Source organism: Hypericibacter sp., from assembly GCF_050729195.1.
GTDB lineage: Bacteria > Pseudomonadota > Alphaproteobacteria > Dongiales > Dongiaceae > Hypericibacter.
Genome location: NZ_JBOHKS010000065.1, coordinates 12,571 through 34,103, shown reverse-complemented (window position 1 = coordinate 34,103; position 21,533 = coordinate 12,571). Strand labels below are relative to the sequence as shown.

Here is a 21,533-nt window from a genome sequence, read left to right as displayed (position 1 = left end):
AAAGAGACTTTCAAAATGAAAGTTCAGGCGGCGATGAAAGGATCGATGTACTGAACGAGGAATTACCGGGCGAAATTTGTAATGTGAAAGATTCGCAATGTTCTCTTTCGGCGAATCCGGCGCCTTTTGTTCACGGCCGAAGGGAGATGTTTCTGACCGATCCCTTACCCGGATGGCGGGTGCTTCCTCCTTTCGGTGAAAAGAATCCCCACCTCGACGGCCTATTTCAGATCGGGCGGCGGGTCTTCGTCCGCGTGACCCACCGGCTCCGGCGCGCGCAGTTCGCGCGTCAGCGCCCAGCGCAGCCAGCTTTCTTCTCCCTCATGCGTGGTCTCGACCAGGACCTGCTGGCTGCGGCGCACCCGCCCGCGGCGGCCGGCATAGACGCTTTCGGCGAGGCTGACCGCGGCGCCGTCGATCCGCAGCCGCCAGCCCGCGCCCGACGCCAGGCGCAGCAGGACGGTATGGCCGTTCTGCGCCAGCGTCGCCTGCACCTCGGGATGAAGATGGAATCGCACCGTGACCGGAAGTCCGGCGACCGGCGCGCCGATCGCGTTGAGGCGATCCTCGCCGCGCAGCTCCTCGCCATTGGCCGCGATATAGAGCCGCCGGCGATGGCGGATGCCGAAGCGGCTGGCATAACCGTCATGCGCCAGGTCGAGCCAGACGGCACCGGCTTCCTCCTCGCGTTTGCAGCTGACGAAGCCCGGCCGGCTGGCAAGCCCGTCGCCGGGCAAAAGCAGACTCGAATCCTGCCCGCTTACCGCGAGCGTGGAATGCGCGGCGGTCGCGCGCAGCGCCTCGTCCCAGTTGGGATCGGCGGGATGGGCGCCGCAGCCGGTGATGAGCCGCTCGGCGCCGATGCTGACCTCGATGGCGAAGCTCCCGGCATGAGCGCCCTGATCGAAGCCCGGTGCCGCCGGGCGTCCGGCCTCGACCAGCGCGATCATGCGGCCGGCCGCGAGGCGCTGGAATCCGACATGGGGTGCCTTGGTCATCGCCTGCGGCGTCTCGCCCGCGGCCGTCAGCACCGTCTCGATCAGTCCCGCCGTCTCCTCATTGGCGCCGTTGAAGAGCGCGAGCCCGCCATCCCCATGCTGCAGCAGACGGAGCACGGGCGCCAAGGCGCGCAACGCGGCACCGATCGCGGATGACGAGGAACGGCCCGCGCGCATCAGCGCCGTGTCGACTTCCGCCAGATCGCGGATGACGCGCAGCTGGCGCGACGGGTTGCGTTCGGCATGGCCGCCATCGGGCAGGATCTGGCGAACCAGCTCGGCCTCGAGCGAACGCAAGGCCTGCCGTTCCCAGCTTTGCACGTCCGGCAGCGCCAGGCTTGCCAGCAGCAGGCCCTTGAGCGCCTCGATCAGTGCTGAGCCGCACAAGCCGCCGGGGAGCAATCGCGCCAGGCTGGCGCTTTCTTCGGCGATGCGTTCGCGGAAGCGCTGATCGAAACTGGAATCGCCGCCGACCAGCAGCCGGTCCCCCGATTGCAGCCAGGCGGCGAGCCGCCGGCCGGCGATCCCCGGATGGCGCAGGGAGCGGCTCCGGCTTTGCGGCAGCTGCAGCCATTGGTCGATCAGCTGGCGCGCCAGCACGATGCCGGCATTGCCGGCCGAGAGCAGATCGGCGAGCCAGGCGAAGCCATGGAGCTCGGCGACGAGACGCGCACTGTCGGGCTCGAGCGTCCAGAAGGGCTGCAGCAGCGGCAGGCGGCGGCCGAGCAGCTCGATCTCGCCGCGCAGGATCGCCGTTCCGCGCTCCGGCATGCCGGGCCAGATCCCGGGGCCGACCGCCGTCAACGCCGCGGGCTTCGGGTTGCGGGGCTTGGGTGCCGGCAGCCGGCTCAGCAGCTCATAGCGCCAGCGCCCGGCGAGCCAGCCCTCGGGCATGGCCATGGCTCGCAAGACCGATGTCAGTGTCGCCGGACGCGAGCCGCCGAGGCGGGAAACGAACGCACGCCGAAGGGAATCGATTCCAGGGGCCATCGAGGGTCCCCCGAGGTCTCAGGCCGCTTGCCGCAGCCGGCGGATATTCTCGGCATAGGCGCCGGCACCGCCGGTGAAGGTCGCGGTCCCGGCCACCAGCACATCGGCGCCGGCACGAATGACATCCGCCGCGGTCAGATCGTTGATGCCGCCATCGACCTCGAGGTCGATCTTCCGGCCGGGCGTGGAGGCCACGACCGCGTCGATCATATGGCGCAAGGTCGCGATCTTCTCGAGCTGGCTGCGGATGAATTGCTGGCCGCCGAAGCCGGGATTGACCGACATCACCAGCACCAGGTCGAGATCGGCCAGCACCGGCTCCACCATCGCCACCGAAGTCGCGGGGTTGAGCGCGACGCCGGCGCGCTTGCCCAGCGACTTGATGAGCTGGATGGTGCGGTGGAGATGCGGGCCCGATTCCGGATGGACGGTGAGGATGTCCGCACCGGCCGCAGCGAATTCGGGAATAAAGGGATCGACCGGCGCGATCATCAGATGCACGTCGAAGGGCTTCTTGCTGTGCGGCCGCAGCGCCTTCACCACGAGGGGTCCGATGGTGAGATTGGGCACGAAATGCCCATCCATCACATCGACATGAATATAATCCGCGCCGGCCGCGTCGACCGCGCGCACTTCCTCGCCGAGTCGGGCGAAATCCGCAGACAGGATGGATGGAGCGATGCGTGTGGGCTGGCGCATGGGACCCTCTGAGACCATTCTCAACTAGCAGGCGCAGACGGCCTTGGGAAGGCCGCGCGACCGGAGTCTTCGAGAAGAGGGAGGCGACTACGATCGGGCCGCGCGCTTTCGCTCAGCGCCGCCGCAACCGCACCGCATAGAATCCGTCCATGCCGCCCCGATCCGACCAATGGCAGGGCAGGGTGCGCAACGCCCCGCCCCGCGTGATCGATTCGGGCGGCGCGCCGAGCTCGGCCAGCTCGTCGGCCCCTTCGCCGATTCGGATCCGCTCGATCGGGGCCGCATCCTCGATCGCCTGGGCGATCAGATCTTCGCCCTCGGCGGGCTCGAGCGAGCAGACCGCATAGACGATAACCCCGCCCTGACGCGTCATCTGGATCGCCGCGTTCAACAGGCGGCGCTGCAGCAGGGGCAGCTCGGCCATCTCGGCCGGCCGCTTGATCCAGGGCAGATCGGGATGGCGACGGATCGTGCCGGTGGCGGAGCAGGGTGCGTCGAGCAGCACGGCATCGACCGGCTCGGGCGGGCGCCAATTGAAGGCATCGGCCGCGATGCAGGTCGCCGTCAGCCCGGTGCGCGCCAGGTTCTGTGTGACGCGGGCGAGCCGGTCGGCGGAACGGTCGACGGCCGTCACCTGCGCGCCAGCCGCCGCCAGCTGCAGGGTCTTGCCGCCGGGAGCGGCGCAGAGATCGAGCACCTTCATGCCGGCGATGCCGCGCAGGAGGCGGGCCGGCAGGGCCGCCGCCGCGTCCTGGACCCACCAGGCACCCTCGGCGAAGCCCGGCAGATTCTCGACGGCGCCGGCGTCCTGCAATCGCAGACTGCCACTCGGCAGGAGCAGGGCGCCCAGCCGCTCGGCCCAGAGCGACTGCTCGGCCGGGTCCTTCACGGTCAGGTCCAGCGGCGGTTCGCGCAGATGCTGGGCGGCGACGGCCCGCGCGGTCTCCTCGCCATAGGCCCCGTTCCAGCCCTGCCAGAGCCAGTCCGGCAGGTTGGTCGGAATCTCGGGCGCGTCCTTGAGGAGGACGGGTCCTTCCTGCGCCACCCGGCGCAGCACCGCATTGACCAGGCCGCGATAGGCGGCCGCGGTCCGCGGCAGGGCATCGATGGTCTCGGTCACGGCCGCATGGGCCGGAGTCTCCAGGAACAGCAGCTGGCAGACGCCGAGCCGCAGGGCGCCCTCGGCCGCGCCGGCCTTGGGCGTCAGCGGCTTGTCGAGACATTGCGCCAGGACCGCATCGATCTGGCCGAGGCGGCGGAGCGTCGTCGCCACCAGCAGCCGGGCGAAGGCGCGATCGCGGGGGGAAAGGCCGGGCCAGGTCGAATGAGTGGCGAGGGTTTCGTCGAAGGGGTGGTGGCGGCGCAGGACCGAGTAGAGCAGATCGAGCGCCACGCGCCGGGCGGAGACGTTCGGCGCCCGGACCTGGGCGGCGCTGCCGCGCGCGGCGGCCGCCCGCGGTTTTGCGGCCGGCCTGTCCTTGGCGAATTGGGGGCGTATGGGCATTAACCTTTAGAATGCCCAAAGCTGACCGGAACGTCAGCCCTGCAATGCCGAAAGCGCCCGCGACAAATCGGCCGGGCGCTCACCCCCAGGGCCCGCGTGAGCCCGGCGGCACCGAGCCGGCCGAGGGCACGGAACCGCGGCCGCTCCGGCGGGGCTCGTCAGGGGCAGTCGCCGCCGCGGGCGCAGACCAGGGGCCGGCGGGGTTGCGCAGCGAGGGAGCAATGTCTGCTGCGCCGCTGCCCATGCGCTGCGCCATCTCCTGGAGGCGCGCGATGCGGTTCTCCAGGCTCGGATGGGTGGCGAACAGATTGTCCACCGCCTTCATATGCAGCGGGTTGACGATGAAAAGTGGCGCCGTCGCCGGATGGGCTTCGGCTTCCGGATTGGGAATGCGCCCGCTCGCCATGCCCAGCTTGCCCAAGGCGCTCGCGAGCCAGAGCGGCTGGCCGCAGATCTCGGCGCCGCGCCGGTCGGCCTCATATTCGCGCGAACGGCTGATGCCGAGCTGGACCAGCGTGGCGGCCAGGGGCGCCACGACCATCACCACGATCGTGCCCAGCATGCCCAGCGGATTGTCGCGGCCGCGGCCCATGAAAAAGGCGAAGTTGGCGAGCATGCCGATGGCGCCCGCGAGCGTTGCGGTCACGGTCATGATCAGGGTGTCGCGATGCTCGACATGGGAGAGCTCATGGGCGATGACGCCCGCGAGCTCGCGCCGGTCGAGCAGCTGCAACAGGCCGGTGGTGGCGCAGACCGCGGCCTTGCTCGGGCTGCGGCCGGTCGCGAAGGCGTTGGGCTGCGCATTCTCGACGATGTAAGTGCGCGGCATCGGCAGGCCGGCGCGCTCCGCCAGCTGGCGCACGATGCCGACGAATTCGGGCGCCGACTGCTCATCGACCTCGCGCGCGCGATAGAGGCTCAACACCATGCGGTCGCTGTTCCAGAGCGCGAACAGATTCATGCCCAGCGCGAGGAGGAAGGCGACCGCCATGCCCTGGGCGCCGCCGATCACCCAGCCCACGGCCACGAACAGCGCGGTCATGACGGCGAGAAGCAAGGCGGTGCGGAAGTAGGGCATAGGCTGGGTGTCACTCCGGTTTCGGGTGTCGGCCAAAGCTGGCGGTTGCCAGCCTTCCGACCCTTCTTCAACTATGGATTATGTCCCGCGATTCAAGCATCTGGCCCGGACGATGGCGGCCGATCTTGCCGCTTCGGGCCTGGCTGCTTAGGTTTGAGGCCATGACCCAAACGTCCTCCACCCAGGCTCCGGGCGAGCCTGCCGTCGGGCCCATGCCGGCGGCCGAGAAACCCAAGCCGGCGGCGCCCAAAACCCGCGAGATCGGCGGCCCCAAGGGCCCCGAGCCCACCCGCTATGGCGACTGGGAAGTCGGCGGCCGCTGCAGCGACTTCTGAACCCCGGCCAGCCGCCAGGACAAAACTCCTTTCTCCGATGGACAAACCGACCCGTTCCCGTTCCATAATTGAGCGGGGGTTTGGCGAAGGGGGTGGGTCATGCGGGTTCAGGTCGCCGCGATTCTCATCGCGGTCGTCGTCGCGCTGTGCGGCACGGGCGTCGTCTATGCGGATGGAAAAGGCGGGCAGGGCAGCTCGTCGTCGGGAACCGGTGACTCCGGCACCTCGTCCGGCAGCGGCTCGTCAGGCGGGGGCACCGGCAGCACCCCCACCAACGGCCCGTTCGAGCCGATATCGGTGCAGGGCTGGGACGGCGGCGCCTATCGCAATTCCAGCGGCGAGGTTTATTGCGAGCTCTATGACGACTATGGCAGCAACACCTCGCTGCTGGTCGGCTGGGACAGGTACGGCTTCTATCTGCTGATCACCGATCCCAACACCTTGAAGCTCGAGGAATACGCCGATCTCGAAGTCCTGGTGAGCATCGACAAGCTCTATAAGGGGAAGGTCACGGCCTTCTCCTACGAGACCGACGAGCTCGAGCTCGATTTCGGCGACGACCGCAAGGCCGTCAACGCGCTGCGCAAGGGCGAGAAGCTGGTCCTCGAGGAATATGACCATTTCTACACGCTCCACGGCACGGGTGCCGCGATTGGCGCCGTCGAGGATTGCTTCAAGCGATATAAGTGAGGAAGGGTCGATTTCTTTCCTGTCCGCCCGCGGAGCGGGAGGAGAGGGTTGCGCAGGCTTAGGTGAGACCGAGGGTCGAGCCTTAGCCGAAGCTGGGAGAGGTGGCCTCTTCTTGCGCACGCACCCTCTCCCAGCTCCCGCTAAGTCTCCGCTCCGCGCGCCGGCTTCATCGGCAATCAAACGAAACAGCGGGCTTTCGCCCGCAGGCTAAGCCTGCGCAACCCTCCCCCTCACTCCGTGAGAGGGAGGAAAGCGGGATCAGCGATTCACTCCGCCGCTTTCGGCAGCGCCGCTGTCCGCGTCATCAGCGCGTCGAACTCCGTTTCCGGCTGGAAGATCGAGAGATGCGCCGGCTGGTGGATTCCCGGCGTCATCTTCTCGTCCGGCACGGCTGCGCCGACCACGGTGCGGATCGGCAGCACGCCCGCCCAGATCGGCAGCGCGTAATCCTCGTCGTCATCGACCGGGCCGCCGGTGCGGATCTTGGCCGAGGCTTCCTCGATCTTCATGCCGATGACTGTGGTGCCTTTGACCTCCTGTTTCGTCGCCGGCCGCAGCTCGACCCAGCGGCCGGGGAAGATGCGTTCGACGAAGGCCTCGAAGGCCGCCATCTTGCCGGCGGGATCCTCGACGAAGAAAGCGCGGCCGAAGGCCATCACCGAGCGGTAATTGATCGAGTGATGGAAGCCCGAGCGGGCCAGCACCAGCCCGTCGAGATGCGTCACTGTCACCGAGCAGGGAATGCCTTCGCCCACATGCTCGAGCATCCGGCTCGCGGCCGAGCCGTGCCAATAGAGCATGTCGCCCTCGCGCCAATAGGCGGTGGGCGTCACGAAAGGCTGGCCGTCGATCACATAGCCGATATGGGCGATGAGCCCGGCATCGAGCACCTTGAAGACCGTCTCGCGGTCGTAATGGCCGCGCTTGTGCAGCCGCTTCACGCGCGAAACTTCGGTCGGCTCGAAGCTGCCCTCGGGCGGTTCCGAGGTCTTCCTGCCATAGCTGCCGGGGCTGGTCATCGCTCACTTCTCCTGAGGCTGAGTTCCATCGATCCTAAGCCTTTTCATGCGCCCTAACTGGTCTCTTCAAAAGGTCCGGTTTCGTATATCTTATGGTACCACTTAGGGCCGAAGAGGAACGGATCATGCCGCGCCGCGCCGACCGCATGCCCTTGCTCGATCTCGACATCGACGAGGGCGCGCCGACGCCGCTTCACCGCCAGCTCTATGAAGGCTTGCGCAAGGCGATCCTGGCCGGGCGTCTGCCGCCGCATGGCCGATTGCCCTCGAGCCGCGCGCTCGCGCTCGAGCTGGGCCTCTCGCGCAACACCATCCTCACGGCGTTCGAGCAATTGGCGAGCGAGGGCTATCTCGAGGCCCGGCAGGGCTCGGGCAGCCGGGTCGCGGCGATGTTGCCCGATCCGCTACCCCTGACGGCGTCACGCGTCGCCGCGTCGCGGCGTGTCTCTTCGGGTGCCAAGACAGCGGCGCCTGTCGGCAGCGCGCGGCTTTCCATGCGCGGCACGGCGCTCTCGGCCGCGACCTCGGCGCGGGCCACGCGCGGCGACGGCGCCTTCGCACCCGCCATCCCCGATCTCGACGTCTTTCCTTTCGAGCTCTGGTCGCGGCTGCTGGCGAAGAGCTGGCGCCGACCAACCCTCGCCATGGCATCGGGTCGCGACGCCGCGGGTCATCTCCCCTTGCGCGCCGCCATCGCCGATTATCTGCGCCGCGTGCGCGCGGTGCGCTGCGAGCCCGAGCAGGTCATCGTCCTCTCCGGCATTCGCCAGGCGGTCGATCTCGCGGTGCGGCTGCTGCTCGATGCTGGCGATCCTGTCTGGATCGAGGAGCCCGGCTATGCCGGCGTGCGCGAGGTGCTGCGCGCGGCGGGCGCCCGGCTCGTGCCGGTGCCGATCGATGACGAGGGCCTCTCCGTGAAGACGGGTGCCAGGAAGGCGCCGGGCGCCCGGCTCGTCTGCGTGGCGCCCTCGCATCAATATCCGCTGGGCACGGTGATGACGCTGGGCCGGCGGCTCGAGCTGCTGGCCTGGGCGCGTCGTGCGGGTGCCTGGATCATCGAGGACGATTACGACAGCGAGTTCCGCTATGCGGGCCGGCCGCTCGCGGCGCTCCAGGGCCTCGACGAGGATGGCCGCGTCATCTATGTCGGCAGCTTCTCGAAAGTGCTCTTCTCGTCGCTGCGGCTGGGCTATCTGGTGGCGCCCCCGGCGCTGGTCGAGAGCTTCACGGCGGCACGCTCGACGCTCGACGATCACGCGGCCATGACGGCCCAGCCGGCGCTCGCCGCCTTCATCGCCGAAGGACATTTCGCGGCCCATATCCGGCGCACCCGCAAGCTCTATGCGGCGCGCCAGGCGGCGTTGTTGAGCGCCGCCGAGCGTCATCTGCAGGGCCTGCTCGATCTGGCGCCGGCCTCGGCCGGCATGCATCTGCTCGCAGGATTGGCGCCGGGGCTCGCCGCGCGCATGGACGACCGCGCCGCCACCGCGCGCGCCGCGGCGCAAGGCATCACCGTGGCGCCGCTCTCGGCTTTCCACATGACCAACCCCCGCCGCCAGGGATTGCTGATGGGCTATGCCGGCGTGCCGGAAGACGCGATCGAGCCCGCGGTGATCAGGCTGGCGGCCGGGCTGCGCGCCTGAGGCCTTTCCGCGCGTCAGCCCCGATTCATCCGGTGGTCGATCAGGTCCTTCACCACCGCGGGATCGGCGAGGGTCGAGATGTCGCCGAGATTGCCATACTCGTTCTCGGCGATCTTGCGCAGGATGCGGCGCATGATTTTCCCCGAGCGCGTCTTGGGCAGGCCCGGCGCGAATTGGAGCAGGTCGGGTTGCGCGATCGGACCGATCTCCTTGCGCACCCAGGCGATCAGTTCCTTGCGCAAGGCCTCGCTCGGCTGCTCGCCGAGATTGAGCGTGACATAGGCGTAGATGCCCTGGCCCTTGATGTCGTGCGGATAGCCCACGACCGCGGCCTCGGCAACTTTCGGATAGGCGACCAGCGCGCTCTCGACCTCGGCCGTGCCGAGGCGATGGCCCGAGACATTGATCACGTCGTCGACGCGGCCCGTGATCCAGTAATAGCCGTCGGCATCGCGCCGGCAACCATCGCCGGTGAAGTATTTCCCCTTATAGGCGGAGAAATAGGTCGCGGCGAAACGCGCATGATCGCCATAGAGCGTGCGCGCCTGACCCGGCCAGGAATCGGCGATGCAGAGATTGCCCTCGACCGCACCCTCGAGCACGGCGCCATTGGCATCGACGATCTCGGGCTTGATGCCGAAGAGCGGCTTGGTCGCCGAGCCGGGCTTGAGCGCCGTGGCGCCGGGCAGCGGCGAGATCAGGATGCCGCCGGTCTCGGTCTGCCACCAGGTATCGACGATCGGGCAGCGATCGTCGCCCACCACGCGGTGGTACCAGAGCCAGGCCTCGGGATTGATCGGCTCGCCGACCGATCCCAGGAGCCGCAGCGATTTGCGGCTGGTCGTCTTCACCGGCTCCTCGCCCTCGCGCATCAGCGCGCGGATCGCGGTCGGGGCCGTGTAGAAGATGTTGACCTGATGCTTGTCGATCACCTGCCAGAAGCGCGAGGCGTCGGGATAGTTCGGCACGCCCTCGAACATCAGGGAGGTGGCGCCGTTGGCGAGCGGGCCATAGACGATATAGCTGTGGCCGGTGACCCAGCCCACATCCGCCGTGCACCAATAGATATCGCCGTCGTGATAATCGAACACATAGCGATGGGTCATGGCGGCAAAGACGAGATAGCCGCCGGTCGTGTGCAGCACGCCCTTGGGTTTACCCGTGGAGCCCGAGGTGTAGAGGATGAAGAGAGGATCCTCCGCCCCCATCTCGACCGGCGCGCAGTCGGCCGAGACCTTCGCAATTTCGTCGTGATACCAGTGGTCGCGGCCCTCGACCCATGTGATGGCGCCGCCGGTGCGCTTCACCACGATACAAGTCTTCACAGACGGGCAGCGCGCGAGCGCCTCGTCGACATTGGCCTTGAGCGGGATCTTGCGGCCGCCGCGCAAGCCTTCGTCGGCGGTGACGATGCAGTTGGAATCGCAATCCTGGATGCGGCCCACCAGGCTCTCGGGCGAGAAGCCGCCGAACACCACCGAATGGATCGCGCCGATGCGCGCGCAGGCCAGCATCGCGTAGGCCGCCTCCGGGATCATCGGCATGTAGATCGTGACCCGGTCGCCCTTCTTGATGCCGTGGCTCTTCAGGACATTGGCGAGCCGGCAGACGCCCTCATGCATCTCGCCATAGGTGACATGCTTCTGCTCCTTGGGATCGTCGCCTTCCCACAGGATCGCCGTCTGGTCGGCGCGCTGGGGCAGATGGCGGTCGAGGCAGTTGGCCGAGACATTGAGGCTGCCGTCGTAATACCAGCGGATCCGGACCTCGCCCGTGTAATCGACATCCTTCACCTTGGTGAAGGGCTTGATCCAGTCGACGAGCTTCCCCTGCTCGCCCCAGAAGCCCTCCGGATCCATCATCGAAAGGTGATAGAGGCTCTCGTACTTCGCCTCATCGATCCAGGCGGTCCGGGCCAATTCTTCGGTCACGGGGAACAAGGTCGGGCTGGTCATGACGGCGGACAACTCCCTGGAAAAGCCTGCCCTTTGGCTCCCGGCCCTGGCCTCGGGGATGGGTCGGATCATCCCCGCGTTCCAGCCGGGCGGCGGGGCGGTTTCCCGTGCCCCGCCAAGGGCTTGAAGGAGAGGAATATTGACGGAAGCGGCCGGCGCGAACAAGCGCCTGTCCGGAGCGGAGAGTTTTCCCGTCGCCAGGTCGCGGCCGGCCGATGGCGGGGGCTTTTATACTTCCGCATACAGAGCTGGTTAGGCCTCCGTTAACAGCCGCCCCCTAATTTCGCGACATCACGCCATACATCTTTCGATCAAGGGGACTGGCTCAAATGGCTATTCGGCTTTCCGTCGGAACTCGCTTCTATGTCGTGAGCGGTTTGAGCGCGCTGTTGCTCGCCGTCACGGCCGGCGTCGGCCTGTGGGTCGCGGGCGAGCAGGAAGCCCAGCTCGCCGATGTGGTGGTGACCTCGACCGCGCTTCGCAATCACATGGAAGCCGACATGATGCATGACGCGCTGCGCGCCGATGTGATTTCGGCCCTGCGCGACGGCATGAACGGCGCCGCCGCCGCGCGCCAGGAGGTCGAGGGCGATCTCAAGGAGCATGTGGCGAACTTCCACGACGCCCTCGATGCCAACTCGAAGCTGACGCTGGGCGCCGACGTGAAATCCGCGCTGGCCGAGCTGGCGCCCAAGCTCGAAGCCTATATCGCCGGCGCGCAGAAGATCACCAAGGAAGCCTTCGATAATCCGACCACGGCCAATGCCGACTTCCCGACCTTCATCGAGGAGTTCAAGGCGCTCGAGATCGCGATGGGCGATGTCAGCGAGAAGATCGAAGCCGCTGTCGGCCAAGCGCAAGACCAGGCGGATGCCATGGGGCGCGTCGCCACGATCTCGATCCTGATCGCGGCCGCGACCGGCGTGCTGATCCTGTTGTTCTGCGCGGCGGCCCTGGTGCGCTCGATCGTGCGTCCGACCGTCGCCATGACCAACGCCATGAGCAAGCTCGCGCAGGGCGACATGGCGGTTGATATCCCGGCGCGCGAACGCCAGGACGAGATCGGTCGCATGGCCGCTGCCGTTCAGGTCTTCAAGGACAACGCCCTCAAAGCGGCTGAGCTCGCCGACGCGACGCATCAGGAGCAGCAGGCGAAAGAGGCCCGCGCCAAACGCCTCGACCAGCTCTCCAGCCAGTTCGACCAGAGCGTGTCGAGCCTGCTGCAGGAAGTCGAGGCGGCGATGTCGGGCATGAAGGAGATGGCCCGCACCATGACGCAGGCCGCGACCGAGACCTCGTCAAAGTCGGGCACCGTGACCGAAGCCGCGCAATCGGCCTCGAGCAACGTCAACACCGTCGCCAGCGCCACCGAGGAGCTTGCCGCTTCCGTCGGCGAGATCGGCACGCGGGTGCAGCGCTCGACCGAGATCGCGCATAAGGCGGTGCAGGAAGCGGGCCATACCAACAGCACCGTCCAGGGCCTCGCCGCCGCGGCGCAGAAGATCGGTGAGGTCGTGAACCTCATCAACGACATCGCCTCGCAGACCAACCTGCTGGCGCTCAACGCCACGATCGAGGCGGCGCGCGCGGGCGAAGCCGGCAAGGGCTTCGCAGTGGTGGCGTCCGAAGTGAAGAACCTTGCCAACCAGACGGCGAAGGCGACCGAGGATATCGGCGCCCAGATCGCCGACATCCAGAAGGTCTCGGGCGACGCCGTGGCCGCCATCGGCGGCATCGGTTCCACCATCGGCAAGATCTCCGAGATCGCGACCGAGATTTCCGCGGCGGTGGAGCAGCAAACGATCGCCACCAAGGAGATCGCACGCAATGTCCAGGCGGCGGCCAATGGCACGCAGCAGGTGACGGGCAATATCAGCGCGGTCTCGGCCGCGGCGCAGCAGACCGGCAATTCGGCGCAGCAGATGTTGGGCTCGATCGAGCAGCTCGCCGGCCGTGCCCAGGCGCTGGGGCAGGCGGTCAGCCGCTTCCTCGAGGATGTGCGCGCGGCCTGAGTCCCGTCTCAGCGCGCAGCGGCGGGATCGGCCGGCAGCAACAGCCAGCCGGCCTCGGTCGCGACCGCGAAGGGCTGCAGCGACTTGCCCTTGCAAGGACCTCTGACGCAATAACCGTCATCGGTGCGGAACTGCGCCCCATGGGTGCTGCAGAGGAAGCGCTGGCGGTCGCTGGTCAGGAATCGATCGGGAAACAGCTCGAGCGGCGTGCCCTGATGCGGGCAGGCATTGCGATAGGCGAAGACCCGATCGCCGCGGCGATAGACGAAGAAATCGAGCCGCGCCGGGCCCTCGCCGATCAGGAATCCGCGCGCCGTCCCGTCCGGGATCTCATCGATCCGGCACAGACGCATGGCTTCGGAGTCCGTCGCGGGGGGATTCGGCAGGGATGGAAGGCTCCTTCGCGTCACGCCGGTCTGGCGGCGATGTAGAGTTCGAGCCGCGGGCCGACCTCGGTGAAGCCGCAGCTTCGATAGAAATCATAGGTCGGCTGAGAGCGGGGCATATCGGGTGCGCCCACTTCCAGCACGGGCCAGCCGCGCCGTTTGGCCTCGGCCGTGGCGGCCGCGATCAAGGCACGTCCCAGGCCCAGCTTGCGGGCAGAGGGCTTCACATAGAACTCGTTGATCTCGCCGAAGCGGCCGCCCGCATAGACCGCGACGCATTGCGACACGGTCAGCAGACCGACCGACTCACCCGTCGGCGCTTGCGCGAGGAACGCCGCATAGATGTCATGGGCCGGCAGCAGCTCCGCAGCCGCAGCCCGGTAGATCGACCGGCGCGCAAGGCCGAACTCCGGCCCGTAGAGCTCCTCGAACAGCTCGGCCACAAAATCGCCGACCAGATCGGCATCCCGCGTCGTCGCCTGGCGGACCGGGGTCGTGGAAGCGATGGCCATCATTCACTCGGGCCTCACGCCGCCCATCTTGCAGATGAGCTTCCAGGCGACGGCATCGACCGGCTGGACCGAAAGCCGCGACAGACGGACGAGCGCGATATCCTTGAGCTTCGGCTCGGCCTTGATGGCGGCCAAGGTCACGGGCTCTTTCATCGGCATGACCGGCTTCAGATCGACCATCACGAACTTGCCGGTCTTGTCCGAGGGGTCGGGATAGGCCGCCTTGGCGATCTCGGCGATGCCCACCACCGCCAGGCCCTCGTTGGAATGATAGAAGAAGGCCCGGTCACCGATCTTCATCGCCCTGAGATTAGCGGCGGCCTGATGATTTCGCACACCGTCCCAATGGGCCTTGCCCTCCTTCACCAGGCGCTCCCACGCGTAGCTCGAGGGCTCCGACTTCACCAGCCAATAGGCCATCGACCGTCTCCTTGTCCTTCGATGATCAGTCGCGCTCGATGACCTTGCGCCAGGGGCGCAGATCGACCGAAGCGAACAGGCCGGCCTTGGCATAGGGGTCGCTCTTGAGAAACCCGTCCACGGCGGCCCGGTTGTCGAACTCCAGGATGAAGAGGCTGCCGACCATCTGCTGCCCATCGTCGCTGAGGAGCGGCCCGGCGATGACGATCTGGCCCGTGTGCTTCTTCAGGAATTCGAGATGGGCCGGCCGGTTCTCCGCGCGAACCGCGGCATGGCCGGGCTTGTCCAGGCAGTGGGCGACGTAAAGCATGGCGGTTCCTTGCAAATCACGGAAAACAACAGGTGAATGGCCGGGGAGCCTAACCCGGATCGAGGCCTCTGGCCATGTCCGGAGGGAAGACCGGCAGGGGCCGGTAACCGCCGATAAACCTGCTGCGAAAAAGCGACAAATTATTAACGAATTGGAAGGGAGAATGAATCGGGGCGACCTGCCTTCGCCCGTCCGACCGTCCTGAGGCCCTCAGGAACGGGCGCGAATTTTTTCCTGGGGCCACCATCACGGGGGGAGGAGCGGAGCCCGCAAGCATCCATGTCTGCCTCGCACCCCGTCATCCGCCGTTGGTTCCTCCTTCTTGGCTTGGCGCTCGCCCTGCTTCTGGGCGTGGCGGCGGCCGCCACGACCGTGGCCGAGCTGCAGCGCCGCAAGGCGGAGGAGCAGATCGCCACCGTCAATGGCAGCGCCCAGCAGAGCCGGCTCGCGCTGCAGATCGCGCTCCTGGCGCAGGACATCGCCCGCAAGGCCGACAGCCAGGACCAGGCCCGCATGCGGATCGCGGCCGACCGGCTTTCCGAGATCCATCAGCGGCTGGTCGAGCGCGTGCAGAGCCTCGGGCCCGCCGCGCAGGAGTTGGTCGCCTTCTACAATACCGACGAGGTCGCGCTCGAATTCACCCTGCAGCGCTTCATCACCCAGGCGCATACGCTCTCGATGCTGCCGCCGACCCTGCTGAAGCCGGGCCGGATCGAGATGCAGGCCATCGCCGACAGCTATCCGCGCCTGCTGGCGGCCCTCGATGCCGAGACGCAAGCCTGGCAGCATTACGAGGAACGGCTCCATCGCGAGCTGGGCCGGATGCAGATCCTCGAGCTCATCCTGTTCGCCGGCGTGGTGCTGGCGATCGCGCTCCTGGTGTTCCGGCCGATGCTGCGCTCCTTGCGCGAACATATGGGCGCGCTCGAGGATCTGAACACGACGCTCGAGCGCCGCGTCGCCGAACGCACGGCCATCGCCGAGGCGCGCGCCCGCGAGCTGGTTCATTCGGAATCGGCCTTGCGCGAAACCGACGCCCGTATCCGCGGCATCCTCGAGAATGTCGCCGACATGGTGATCACGGTCGATGGCTGGGGCCGGATCGAATCCTTCAATCCGGCAGCCGAGAGCGGCTTCGGCTATTCGGCGGCCGAGGTCACGGGCTCGGACGTCTCCATGCTGTTGCCCGACAGCCCCGGCGGTGCCGGCGGCATGCAGCTCTTGCGCCGTCTCGCCGGCCCCGAGGGCGAGCCTCAGAACATCCAGCTCAACGAGATGACGGCGCGTCGCAAGGACGGCTCGCAGTTCCCGGTCGAGCTGGCGGTGGGCCGGGTGCGGCTGGGCGACCGGCAATTGATGATCGGCACGCTGCGCGACATCTCCGCCCGGCGCGAGGCCGACAGCACCCTGCGCCTCGCCAAGGAGGACGCGGTCGCCGCCAACCGCGCCAAATCGCAGTTCCTCGCCAATATGAGCCATGAGCTGCGCACGCCGCTCAACGCCATCATCGGCTTCTCCGAGATCCTGGAGAAGGAGATGTTCGGGCCGCTCGGTGTCGCGACCTATGCCGACTATGCGCGCGACATCCGCCAGAGCGGCGAGCATCTGCTCGCCGTCGTCAACGACATCCTCGACCTGTCGCGCATCGAGGCCGGCCGCATGGAGCTCTCCGACCTCGAGGTCGATATCGGCGAGCTGATCTCCGCCTGTCTGCGCATGGTCAGCGTGCGCGCCGAGGAGCGCGAGGTCGGCATCGTGACCGATCTGCGCTGCCTGCCGCTCTCGGTGCGTTGCGACATGCGTTCGGTCAAGCAGGCCCTGCTGAACCTCCTGACCAACGCGATCAAGTTCAACAAGCGCGGCGGCAGCATCACGATCCGCACCGATCTTGCTGCCGATGGCTGGCTCGACCTCCTGGTCGTGGACACCGGCATCGGCATGAACCCCGAGGATATCCCTTCGGCCCTCACGCCTTTCGTGCAGGTGAGCAGCTCGCTCTCGCGGACCTATGAAGGGACGGGGCTGGGGCTGCCCCTGGCCAAGTCGCTGATCGAGCTCAATGGCGGCAAGCTGCTGCTCGAGAGCGCGCTCGATGTCGGCACCACCGTGACCTTGCGCATTCCGCCCGAGCGCATCATCAGCCAGATCGACCCGCCGCGCGAGGCGGCCGCCGGTTAGGAGCCGGCGCCTTCGATCTTGCCTATGGCGCCCCAGAGCATTTTTCGACGCCCACCCTCTCAAATTCGATCGCGCTTCGTTTGTTTCGGCCGCCTGATCCCGCCGATCGCGACTATTGGCACCAAGGGGTTCTGCTCGCATGCTTAACCCTGTGTCCGCTTTCGGTCTCTAAGCGGCCGTCAGTTGCGGATTTCTGTCACTACCGCAGATGACCCGAGCCAGACATTCCCGACGTTGGGAAGCTGCTCGAAACCCGCCATTCGTTCTTTTGTCTCAGGACCTATCCTGAGCGCCGATGAGCATTGCGAGCGGCGCCAGGGGCCCGAGAGCGATCAGCTCGAATTCCATCATGCCGGCGACGCCCAGCGGAAGCTTCTCCAATATCTCGTGCGCTTCCGCACGGCTTGTCGCATTCATAATGAAGACAATGCCGTAACCCTCGGTCTGAAAGAACCATTGGTCGATTTTTCCGGCGAGATAGTTGCGAACCGTAGCGCGCACCTCGAAGGGCAGGACGGGAGCGATCGCGTCTGGCGTGCCCTTGGCGGTTACCGAACCAATGGCCAGGATCTTGTTGGTCTTGGTGGCCACGGCGGCGAGTGCGGGCAGAATTTCAGCATGCACGCGTGGATTCTTTACTTCAGACATTTGTATCTCCTGTCGCCTTAGGTCGTTGCCGCAGGCGGATTGCTTTTGTTGGCCGAGATAGCAGCAAACAGAGTCGGTCGGTCGGGACGAATGGAGGCTTCATCAATTCAACCCCATCGGGAGATGGCGCTGGATAGCCGCCTCGGAACATCGATTGCGACGTCGGCCGTCAATCTCATTGTCGGTTTCAAACTGCGCCAGATCCGGATGTTTGTGTCGGATTTGCTGGCTGCCGACGAGCTCATTTGGCGTTGAGGACGTCCGCATGGGCGTGAGCAAATTCACCAACGGTCATGGATCTGCGTCCCGTCAGTTTCTCGACATTGTTGTCCGCTCCGGACATCCGGCCATTCTGATAGTCCGCCATTGCACCGCCCAGATGTTGGACGATGTATGCGGGGACGCCCATCTTACTGATCGACGCGCAGTATTCGTCGATCGGAAGGTCCTGAAAGACGATCTTGCGACCGAGCGCCTCGGACAGCTCCGCCGCCATCTGCTCATGGTTCATCTCGACCGGGCCGGAGAGAGGAATGGTCTTTCCGATATGCCCTTCAGGGTTTTTCAAAAGCGCTGCAATGGCACGGCCCTGATCATCCGCAGCGATGGGCGAATGCCGTCCCTTCCCGACTGGCATGCGCAGGACGCCCTTCTGCAGATAGGGCAGCTGCCACGGGTAAAGGAGCCACTCGAGGAAGTAGGTCGGACGGAGATGGATGACAGGAAGCCCCGACCAGTTCAGCACCTCCTCGGCGATGAAGCTGTCCCGGCACGAGTTACTATTGGAATGGCGGTTTGCCGAACGCTGCGACAGGTTGATAACGGTCGATACACCCGCCTCCTTCGCGGCTTGTGCGAAATTCACGGTCGCATGGATAAGGCCGGGCTGGACGGGCCATACAAAGTAGGCCGCCTCGACACCCTCCATCGCCGCGCGGACGGTGTTGATTTCCAGGAGATCGCCAACCACGATTTCGGAACCGAGCTTCTCCAAGGCTTCCGCGCGAGCGTCCTTGCTGTGCACCATCGCCCGAACAACCAGTCCAAGGGCGATCGATTCCTTGACTGCGGCGCGGCCTGTATCTCCCGTTGCACCTGTAATCAGCACTTTCTTGCCCATGAGACTTATCCTTCCAGAATGAGAAATTAGCTTAGAACTTGTCTCGGGATGCGAGCACCAGGTCGCGCAATCAATTCCTGATGAACTTAGGGGTCGGCCTTTGCCGTCGCCGTGGGGCAGCCGTTGGCTTCTGCTAGCACTGTTCTTGTCGCGGCATAGACGACGGGTTGGCAGCGCATGAGTCCATGCGGCTGCCAACACTGATGATCCAACTGTGGAGTTGTCGGCTTGAAGCCACCCCTGCAAGCCCGCGCTGCGGCTCCGTTTACCAGGGGCGTGTCTAGGCTCGTTCGCGAGATGCTCGATCTTGGCACCCGCGTCGGCGTTCTCCCAGATGCGGCTAGCTCGCAACCTTCCGTCAACTGCCGCCGAACGACAACTACGACCCGACTAGCCGGTAAGATTGCACGTTCTTGCTGTTTGTGGATCGATTGCGCGGCGAGGCCACGGATCATTGTCATGTGAGCTGATCCGGCTTCCCTACGACGATCGGCATCCAGGCAGGGGATCGCCTTTCAATCACAAATATGAACGGACTGCGCTGCCAGCAGCGAAAGTGATCTGCCGCCGTGAAATGCTCCTCCCTGAAGTATGGCTTTGATCCGGGATGATCAGGTCGATGGCAAGGAAGAGACACGCGGCGGATGAGAGTCTTGCGAAGCGTCGGCCGGCCGTGCGCGAAAACCGTTCGTTGTCACACAGGGCTGACGTCAGCTCATGGCACATCTCGGAAGTGGTGCTGCGTCTGACTTCTGTCCGCTAAGAGCTCCAAATCCGACATCGACCAACGACTGCCCGCCGATCTCGATTTATGAGTAAACGACCTGGAGCGCTTCCGGGTTCAGTTTGAGCGGGAAGTTCTAATCCTCGGCGCGATAGGGGCGAGAGAGCAGCGTCTCGACCGCCGCATCGATGGCCGCACTGCGGTTCAAGATATCGTCCACCGCCGCCGCGATCGGCATGTCGATGCCCGCGGCCTCCGCCTGGGCGCGCAAGGCCGAGGCGGTCCAGATCCCTTCCGCCACGCTGCGCCGTCCCGCCTGATATTCGGCGAGGCTCTTGCCTTCGCCGAGCGCGATGCCGAGCGAGAGGTTGCGCGACTGGCGGCCGCTGCAGGTGAGGACCAGATCGCCCAGCCCCGAAAGGCCCATGAGCGTTTCCGGTTTGGCGCCGCGCGGCACGGCGAAGCGCATCATCTCGGCCAGCCCGCGCGCGATCAGGGCGGCGCGCGCATTGTCGCCGAGCCTGCGGCCGATCACGATGCCGCAGGCGATGGCCAGCACGTTCTTGATGGCGCCGCCGAGCTCGACGCCCGTCACATCGCCCGACCAGTAGAGTCGGAAACGCGGGGTGGCCAGCGCCTCGACGATCGCCTGTCCCAGCGCCGCATCGGCCGCGGCGACGGTGGCAGCACTCGGCAGATCGGCCGCGACCTCGCCGGCAAAGGTGGGCCCGCTCAGGACCGCGGCCGGCGCGCCGGGCAGGGTCTGGGCGAGAAGTTCCGTCATGGTGAGCCCGCTGCTCTGCTCGATGCCCTTGGCGCAGATCACCACCGGCCGGCCTTGCGGCCAAAGCGGCGCGAGCCTTTCGCTGACCTCGCGCAGATGCTGGGCGGGAACGGCCAGCAGCAACGCGTCGCAATCGCGGATCGAGGCGAGATCGGCGCTGGCGCCGATGCGCGGATCGAGGGCGATGCCCGGAAGATAATCCGGGTTCTCGCGACGCGCCGCGATCAGGGCCGCGATCTCGGGGCGATGGGTCCAGAGCCGGGCCTCGCGGCCGGCGCGCTGTGCCGCGACCACCAGGGCCGTGCCCCAGGCCCCGGCGCCGAGGATGCCCCATCGCTGCAGGGTCATCGTCATGCCTTGACGCCGGCTCCGGCCGCGCGCGGCGCGCTCGGATCGAGCGGCCAGCGCGGCCGCGCGGCGAAATCGAGCCCGTCGCCCTGGGCAAGAGCAGGCCCGCCCTGGAGCCGTTCGATTCCGGCCCAGGCGATCATCGCGGCATTGTCGGTGCAAAGCGCGAGAGGGGGTGCCACCAGCGTCAGGCCCTTCGCCCGCGCGACCCGATCCAGCGCCTGGCGGATGCGACCATTGGCGGCGACGCCGCCGGCGACGACCAGGGCCGTCAGCCCGCCGCCGATAGCGCTGCAAATATCGAGCGCGTTGGCGGTGCGATCCGCCAGCACGGCTGCGATCGCCTCCTGCAGTGCCAGCGCCAGCCCGTCGCGCTCCCGCTCGGGCAGGCGGCCGCCGACCGCGAGCTCCTCGGCGCGCTGGCGCAAGGCGGTCTTGAGACCGGAGAAGGAGAAATCGCAGCCGGGCCGGCCCAGCATCGGGCGCGGCAAACCGTAGCGCTTGGGATCGAGGCCGGCTTCGGTTGCGCGCCGCGCCGCCTGCTCGATCGCGGGCCCGCCCGGATAGCCCAGCCCCAGCAGCTTCGCGCCCTTGTCGAAGGCCTCGCCGGCCGCATCGTCGACCGTGGTGCCGAGGCGCCGATAGCGCCCGACGCCCTCGACCCGCAGCAATTGGCAATGGCCGCCCGAGACCAGCAGCAGCAGGAACGGAAACTCGACGCCGGGATCGAGCCGCGCGGAGAGCGCATGGCCTTCGAGATGATTGATGGCGAGGAAGGGGCGATCGAGCGCCAGCGCCATGGCCTTGCCCATCGTCACGCCGACCAGCACGCTGCCGATGAGGCCGGGCCCCGCGGTGGCGGCGATGGCGTCGATATCCCGGGCCGCGATGCCCGATTGCTCGAGCGCCTGGCCGATCATCCGGTCGAGCTGGGTCAGGTGGCTGCGCGCGGCGATCTCGGGCACGACTCCGCCGAAGGGCCGATGCTCTTTCAGCTGCGACAGCACGAGCTCGACGATCCGTTCGCGCTTTTCGCTCACGATCGCGACCGCGGTCTCGTCGCAACTGGATTCGATACCTAGAACACGCATGACGCGACTCGGGGGCGGAGGGAAGGGCGGGCGAATCGGAACGGGTCTGCCACAATTCGGCGGAAATCACGGAGAAGGAGAACGGCAAT

The 21,533-nt window shown here is 66.8% G+C and carries 19 protein-coding genes; 5 read left to right on the top strand and 14 right to left on the bottom strand.

The annotated features are described in order from the left end of the window. Positions 1–221 precede the first annotated feature (221 nt). The 4 genes from ACREE8_RS05455 to htpX form a co-directional block, all read right to left on the bottom strand. The gene (locus ACREE8_RS05455; protein ID WP_431571967.1) at positions 222–1,892 is read right to left on the bottom strand and encodes a heparinase II/III family protein; all 1,671 of its coding nucleotides are present in this window, start codon (positions 1,890–1,892) and stop codon (positions 222–224) included. A 114-nt stretch (positions 1,893–2,006) separates the two neighbouring features. Beyond that, positions 2,007–2,687 (bottom strand): ribulose-phosphate 3-epimerase, encoded by a 681-nt coding sequence (gene rpe, locus ACREE8_RS05450; protein ID WP_431571966.1) that lies wholly within the window; start codon positions 2,685–2,687, stop codon positions 2,007–2,009. Between the two features lie 112 nt (positions 2,688–2,799). After that, positions 2,800–4,191 carry an RsmB/NOP family class I SAM-dependent RNA methyltransferase gene (locus ACREE8_RS05445; protein WP_431571965.1) on the bottom strand — a complete coding sequence of 464 codons (1,392 nt, stop codon included), beginning with the start codon at positions 4,189–4,191 and terminating at the stop codon, positions 2,800–2,802. A gap of 79 nt (positions 4,192–4,270) precedes the next feature. Next, positions 4,271–5,269 carry a zinc metalloprotease HtpX gene (gene htpX, locus ACREE8_RS05440; protein WP_431571964.1) on the bottom strand — a complete coding sequence of 333 codons (999 nt, stop codon included), beginning with the start codon at positions 5,267–5,269 and terminating at the stop codon, positions 4,271–4,273. Between the two features lie 161 nt (positions 5,270–5,430). On the opposite strand from htpX, the gene ACREE8_RS05435 reads away from it, so the two are divergent. After that, positions 5,431–5,604, top strand: a complete 174-nt coding sequence (locus ACREE8_RS05435; RefSeq protein WP_431571963.1) for a succinate dehydrogenase assembly factor 4 — start codon at positions 5,431–5,433, stop codon at positions 5,602–5,604. Between the two features lie 99 nt (positions 5,605–5,703). After that, entirely contained in the window at positions 5,704–6,294 is a 591-nt protein-coding gene (locus tag ACREE8_RS05430) for a hypothetical protein (protein ID WP_431571962.1), read from the top strand. A gap of 266 nt (positions 6,295–6,560) precedes the next feature. Here ACREE8_RS05430 and ACREE8_RS05425 read toward each other — a convergent pair whose 3' ends face one another. Beyond that, the gene (locus ACREE8_RS05425) at positions 6,561–7,313 is read right to left on the bottom strand and encodes a pyridoxamine 5'-phosphate oxidase family protein (RefSeq protein WP_431571961.1); all 753 of its coding nucleotides are present in this window, start codon (positions 7,311–7,313) and stop codon (positions 6,561–6,563) included. A gap of 125 nt (positions 7,314–7,438) precedes the next feature. On the opposite strand from ACREE8_RS05425, the gene ACREE8_RS05420 reads away from it, so the two are divergent. Beyond that, positions 7,439–8,956, top strand: a complete 1,518-nt coding sequence (locus ACREE8_RS05420; RefSeq protein WP_431571960.1) for a PLP-dependent aminotransferase family protein — start codon at positions 7,439–7,441, stop codon at positions 8,954–8,956. Positions 8,957–8,970: 14 nt separating this feature from the next. On the opposite strand, the gene acs is transcribed toward ACREE8_RS05420, so the two are convergent. Beyond that, positions 8,971–10,911, bottom strand: a complete 1,941-nt coding sequence (acs, locus tag ACREE8_RS05415) for an acetate--CoA ligase (protein WP_431571959.1) — start codon at positions 10,909–10,911, stop codon at positions 8,971–8,973. 329 nt (positions 10,912–11,240) lie between these two features. Here acs and ACREE8_RS05410 point away from each other — a divergent pair, with 329 nt between their 5' ends. After that, positions 11,241–12,923, top strand: a complete 1,683-nt coding sequence (locus ACREE8_RS05410) for a methyl-accepting chemotaxis protein (protein ID WP_431571958.1) — start codon at positions 11,241–11,243, stop codon at positions 12,921–12,923. Between the two features lie 8 nt (positions 12,924–12,931). Here ACREE8_RS05410 and ACREE8_RS05405 read toward each other — a convergent pair whose 3' ends face one another. The 4 genes from ACREE8_RS05405 to ACREE8_RS05390 are packed head-to-tail and all read right to left on the bottom strand — an operon-like array spanning position 12,932 to position 14,551. After that, positions 12,932–13,276 (bottom strand): Rieske (2Fe-2S) protein, encoded by a 345-nt coding sequence (locus ACREE8_RS05405; protein ID WP_431571957.1) that lies wholly within the window; start codon positions 13,274–13,276, stop codon positions 12,932–12,934. Positions 13,277–13,329: 53 nt separating this feature from the next. After that, positions 13,330–13,824, bottom strand: a complete 495-nt coding sequence (locus tag ACREE8_RS05400) for a GNAT family N-acetyltransferase (RefSeq protein WP_431571956.1) — start codon at positions 13,822–13,824, stop codon at positions 13,330–13,332. Continuing rightward, positions 13,825–14,241, bottom strand: coding sequence for an EVE domain-containing protein (locus tag ACREE8_RS05395; RefSeq protein WP_431571955.1), 417 nt, complete (start codon positions 14,239–14,241; stop codon positions 13,825–13,827). Between the two features lie 25 nt (positions 14,242–14,266). After that, positions 14,267–14,551 carry a YciI family protein gene (locus ACREE8_RS05390; protein ID WP_431571954.1) on the bottom strand — a complete coding sequence of 95 codons (285 nt, stop codon included), beginning with the start codon at positions 14,549–14,551 and terminating at the stop codon, positions 14,267–14,269. A gap of 279 nt (positions 14,552–14,830) precedes the next feature. Between ACREE8_RS05390 and ACREE8_RS05385 the strand changes: the two genes are divergently transcribed. Beyond that, the gene (locus ACREE8_RS05385; RefSeq protein WP_431571953.1) at positions 14,831–16,729 is read left to right on the top strand and encodes a PAS domain-containing sensor histidine kinase; all 1,899 of its coding nucleotides are present in this window, start codon (positions 14,831–14,833) and stop codon (positions 16,727–16,729) included. A gap of 273 nt (positions 16,730–17,002) precedes the next feature. On the opposite strand, the gene ACREE8_RS05380 is transcribed toward ACREE8_RS05385, so the two are convergent. From ACREE8_RS05380 to tsaD, 4 genes are all read right to left on the bottom strand, one after another. Further along, positions 17,003–17,377 carry a hypothetical protein gene (locus ACREE8_RS05380; protein WP_431571952.1) on the bottom strand — a complete coding sequence of 125 codons (375 nt, stop codon included), beginning with the start codon at positions 17,375–17,377 and terminating at the stop codon, positions 17,003–17,005. Between the two features lie 241 nt (positions 17,378–17,618). Continuing rightward, positions 17,619–18,497 carry an NmrA family NAD(P)-binding protein gene (locus ACREE8_RS05375; RefSeq protein ID WP_431571951.1) on the bottom strand — a complete coding sequence of 293 codons (879 nt, stop codon included), beginning with the start codon at positions 18,495–18,497 and terminating at the stop codon, positions 17,619–17,621. Between the two features lie 860 nt (positions 18,498–19,357). Continuing rightward, entirely contained in the window at positions 19,358–20,359 is a 1,002-nt protein-coding gene (locus ACREE8_RS05370; RefSeq protein ID WP_431571950.1) for an NAD(P)H-dependent glycerol-3-phosphate dehydrogenase, read from the bottom strand. After that, positions 20,356–21,444, bottom strand: a complete 1,089-nt coding sequence (tsaD, locus tag ACREE8_RS05365) for a tRNA (adenosine(37)-N6)-threonylcarbamoyltransferase complex transferase subunit TsaD (protein WP_431571949.1) — start codon at positions 21,442–21,444, stop codon at positions 20,356–20,358. The genes ACREE8_RS05370 and tsaD overlap by 4 nt, the downstream gene beginning before the upstream one ends. Between the last annotated feature and the right edge of the window lie 89 nt (positions 21,445–21,533).

What these genes read in the sequence shown, in the direction of transcription:
- ACREE8_RS05370 (WP_431571950.1), bottom strand. Translation starts at nt 20,359, where the DNA reads ATGACGATGACCCTGCAGCGATGGGGCATCCTCGGCGCCGGGGCCTGG.
- ACREE8_RS05430 (WP_431571962.1), top strand. Translation starts at nt 5,704, where the DNA reads ATGCGGGTTCAGGTCGCCGCGATTCTCATCGCGGTCGTCGTCGCGCTG.
- ACREE8_RS05380 (WP_431571952.1), bottom strand. Translation starts at nt 17,377, where the DNA reads ATGTCTGAAGTAAAGAATCCACGCGTGCATGCTGAAATTCTGCCCGCA.
- ACREE8_RS05405 (WP_431571957.1), bottom strand. Translation starts at nt 13,276, where the DNA reads ATGCGTCTGTGCCGGATCGATGAGATCCCGGACGGGACGGCGCGCGGA.
- ACREE8_RS05425 (WP_431571961.1), bottom strand. Translation starts at nt 7,313, where the DNA reads ATGACCAGCCCCGGCAGCTATGGCAGGAAGACCTCGGAACCGCCCGAG.
- ACREE8_RS05375 (WP_431571951.1), bottom strand. Translation starts at nt 18,497, where the DNA reads ATGGGCAAGAAAGTGCTGATTACAGGTGCAACGGGAGATACAGGCCGC.
- tsaD (WP_431571949.1), bottom strand. Translation starts at nt 21,444, where the DNA reads ATGCGTGTTCTAGGTATCGAATCCAGTTGCGACGAGACCGCGGTCGCG.
- ACREE8_RS05400 (WP_431571956.1), bottom strand. Translation starts at nt 13,824, where the DNA reads ATGATGGCCATCGCTTCCACGACCCCGGTCCGCCAGGCGACGACGCGG.
- acs (WP_431571959.1), bottom strand. Translation starts at nt 10,911, where the DNA reads ATGACCAGCCCGACCTTGTTCCCCGTGACCGAAGAATTGGCCCGGACC.
- ACREE8_RS05420 (WP_431571960.1), top strand. Translation starts at nt 7,439, where the DNA reads ATGCCGCGCCGCGCCGACCGCATGCCCTTGCTCGATCTCGACATCGAC.
- ACREE8_RS05410 (WP_431571958.1), top strand. Translation starts at nt 11,241, where the DNA reads ATGGCTATTCGGCTTTCCGTCGGAACTCGCTTCTATGTCGTGAGCGGT.
- ACREE8_RS05395 (WP_431571955.1), bottom strand. Translation starts at nt 14,241, where the DNA reads ATGGCCTATTGGCTGGTGAAGTCGGAGCCCTCGAGCTACGCGTGGGAG.
- ACREE8_RS05390 (WP_431571954.1), bottom strand. Translation starts at nt 14,551, where the DNA reads ATGCTTTACGTCGCCCACTGCCTGGACAAGCCCGGCCATGCCGCGGTT.
- ACREE8_RS05435 (WP_431571963.1), top strand. Translation starts at nt 5,431, where the DNA reads ATGACCCAAACGTCCTCCACCCAGGCTCCGGGCGAGCCTGCCGTCGGG.
- htpX (WP_431571964.1), bottom strand. Translation starts at nt 5,269, where the DNA reads ATGCCCTACTTCCGCACCGCCTTGCTTCTCGCCGTCATGACCGCGCTG.
- ACREE8_RS05455 (WP_431571967.1), bottom strand. Translation starts at nt 1,892, where the DNA reads ATGCCCGAGGGCTGGCTCGCCGGGCGCTGGCGCTATGAGCTGCTGAGC.
- ACREE8_RS05445 (WP_431571965.1), bottom strand. Translation starts at nt 4,191, where the DNA reads ATGCCCATACGCCCCCAATTCGCCAAGGACAGGCCGGCCGCAAAACCG.
- ACREE8_RS05385 (WP_431571953.1), top strand. Translation starts at nt 14,831, where the DNA reads ATGTCTGCCTCGCACCCCGTCATCCGCCGTTGGTTCCTCCTTCTTGGC.
- rpe (WP_431571966.1), bottom strand. Translation starts at nt 2,687, where the DNA reads ATGCGCCAGCCCACACGCATCGCTCCATCCATCCTGTCTGCGGATTTC.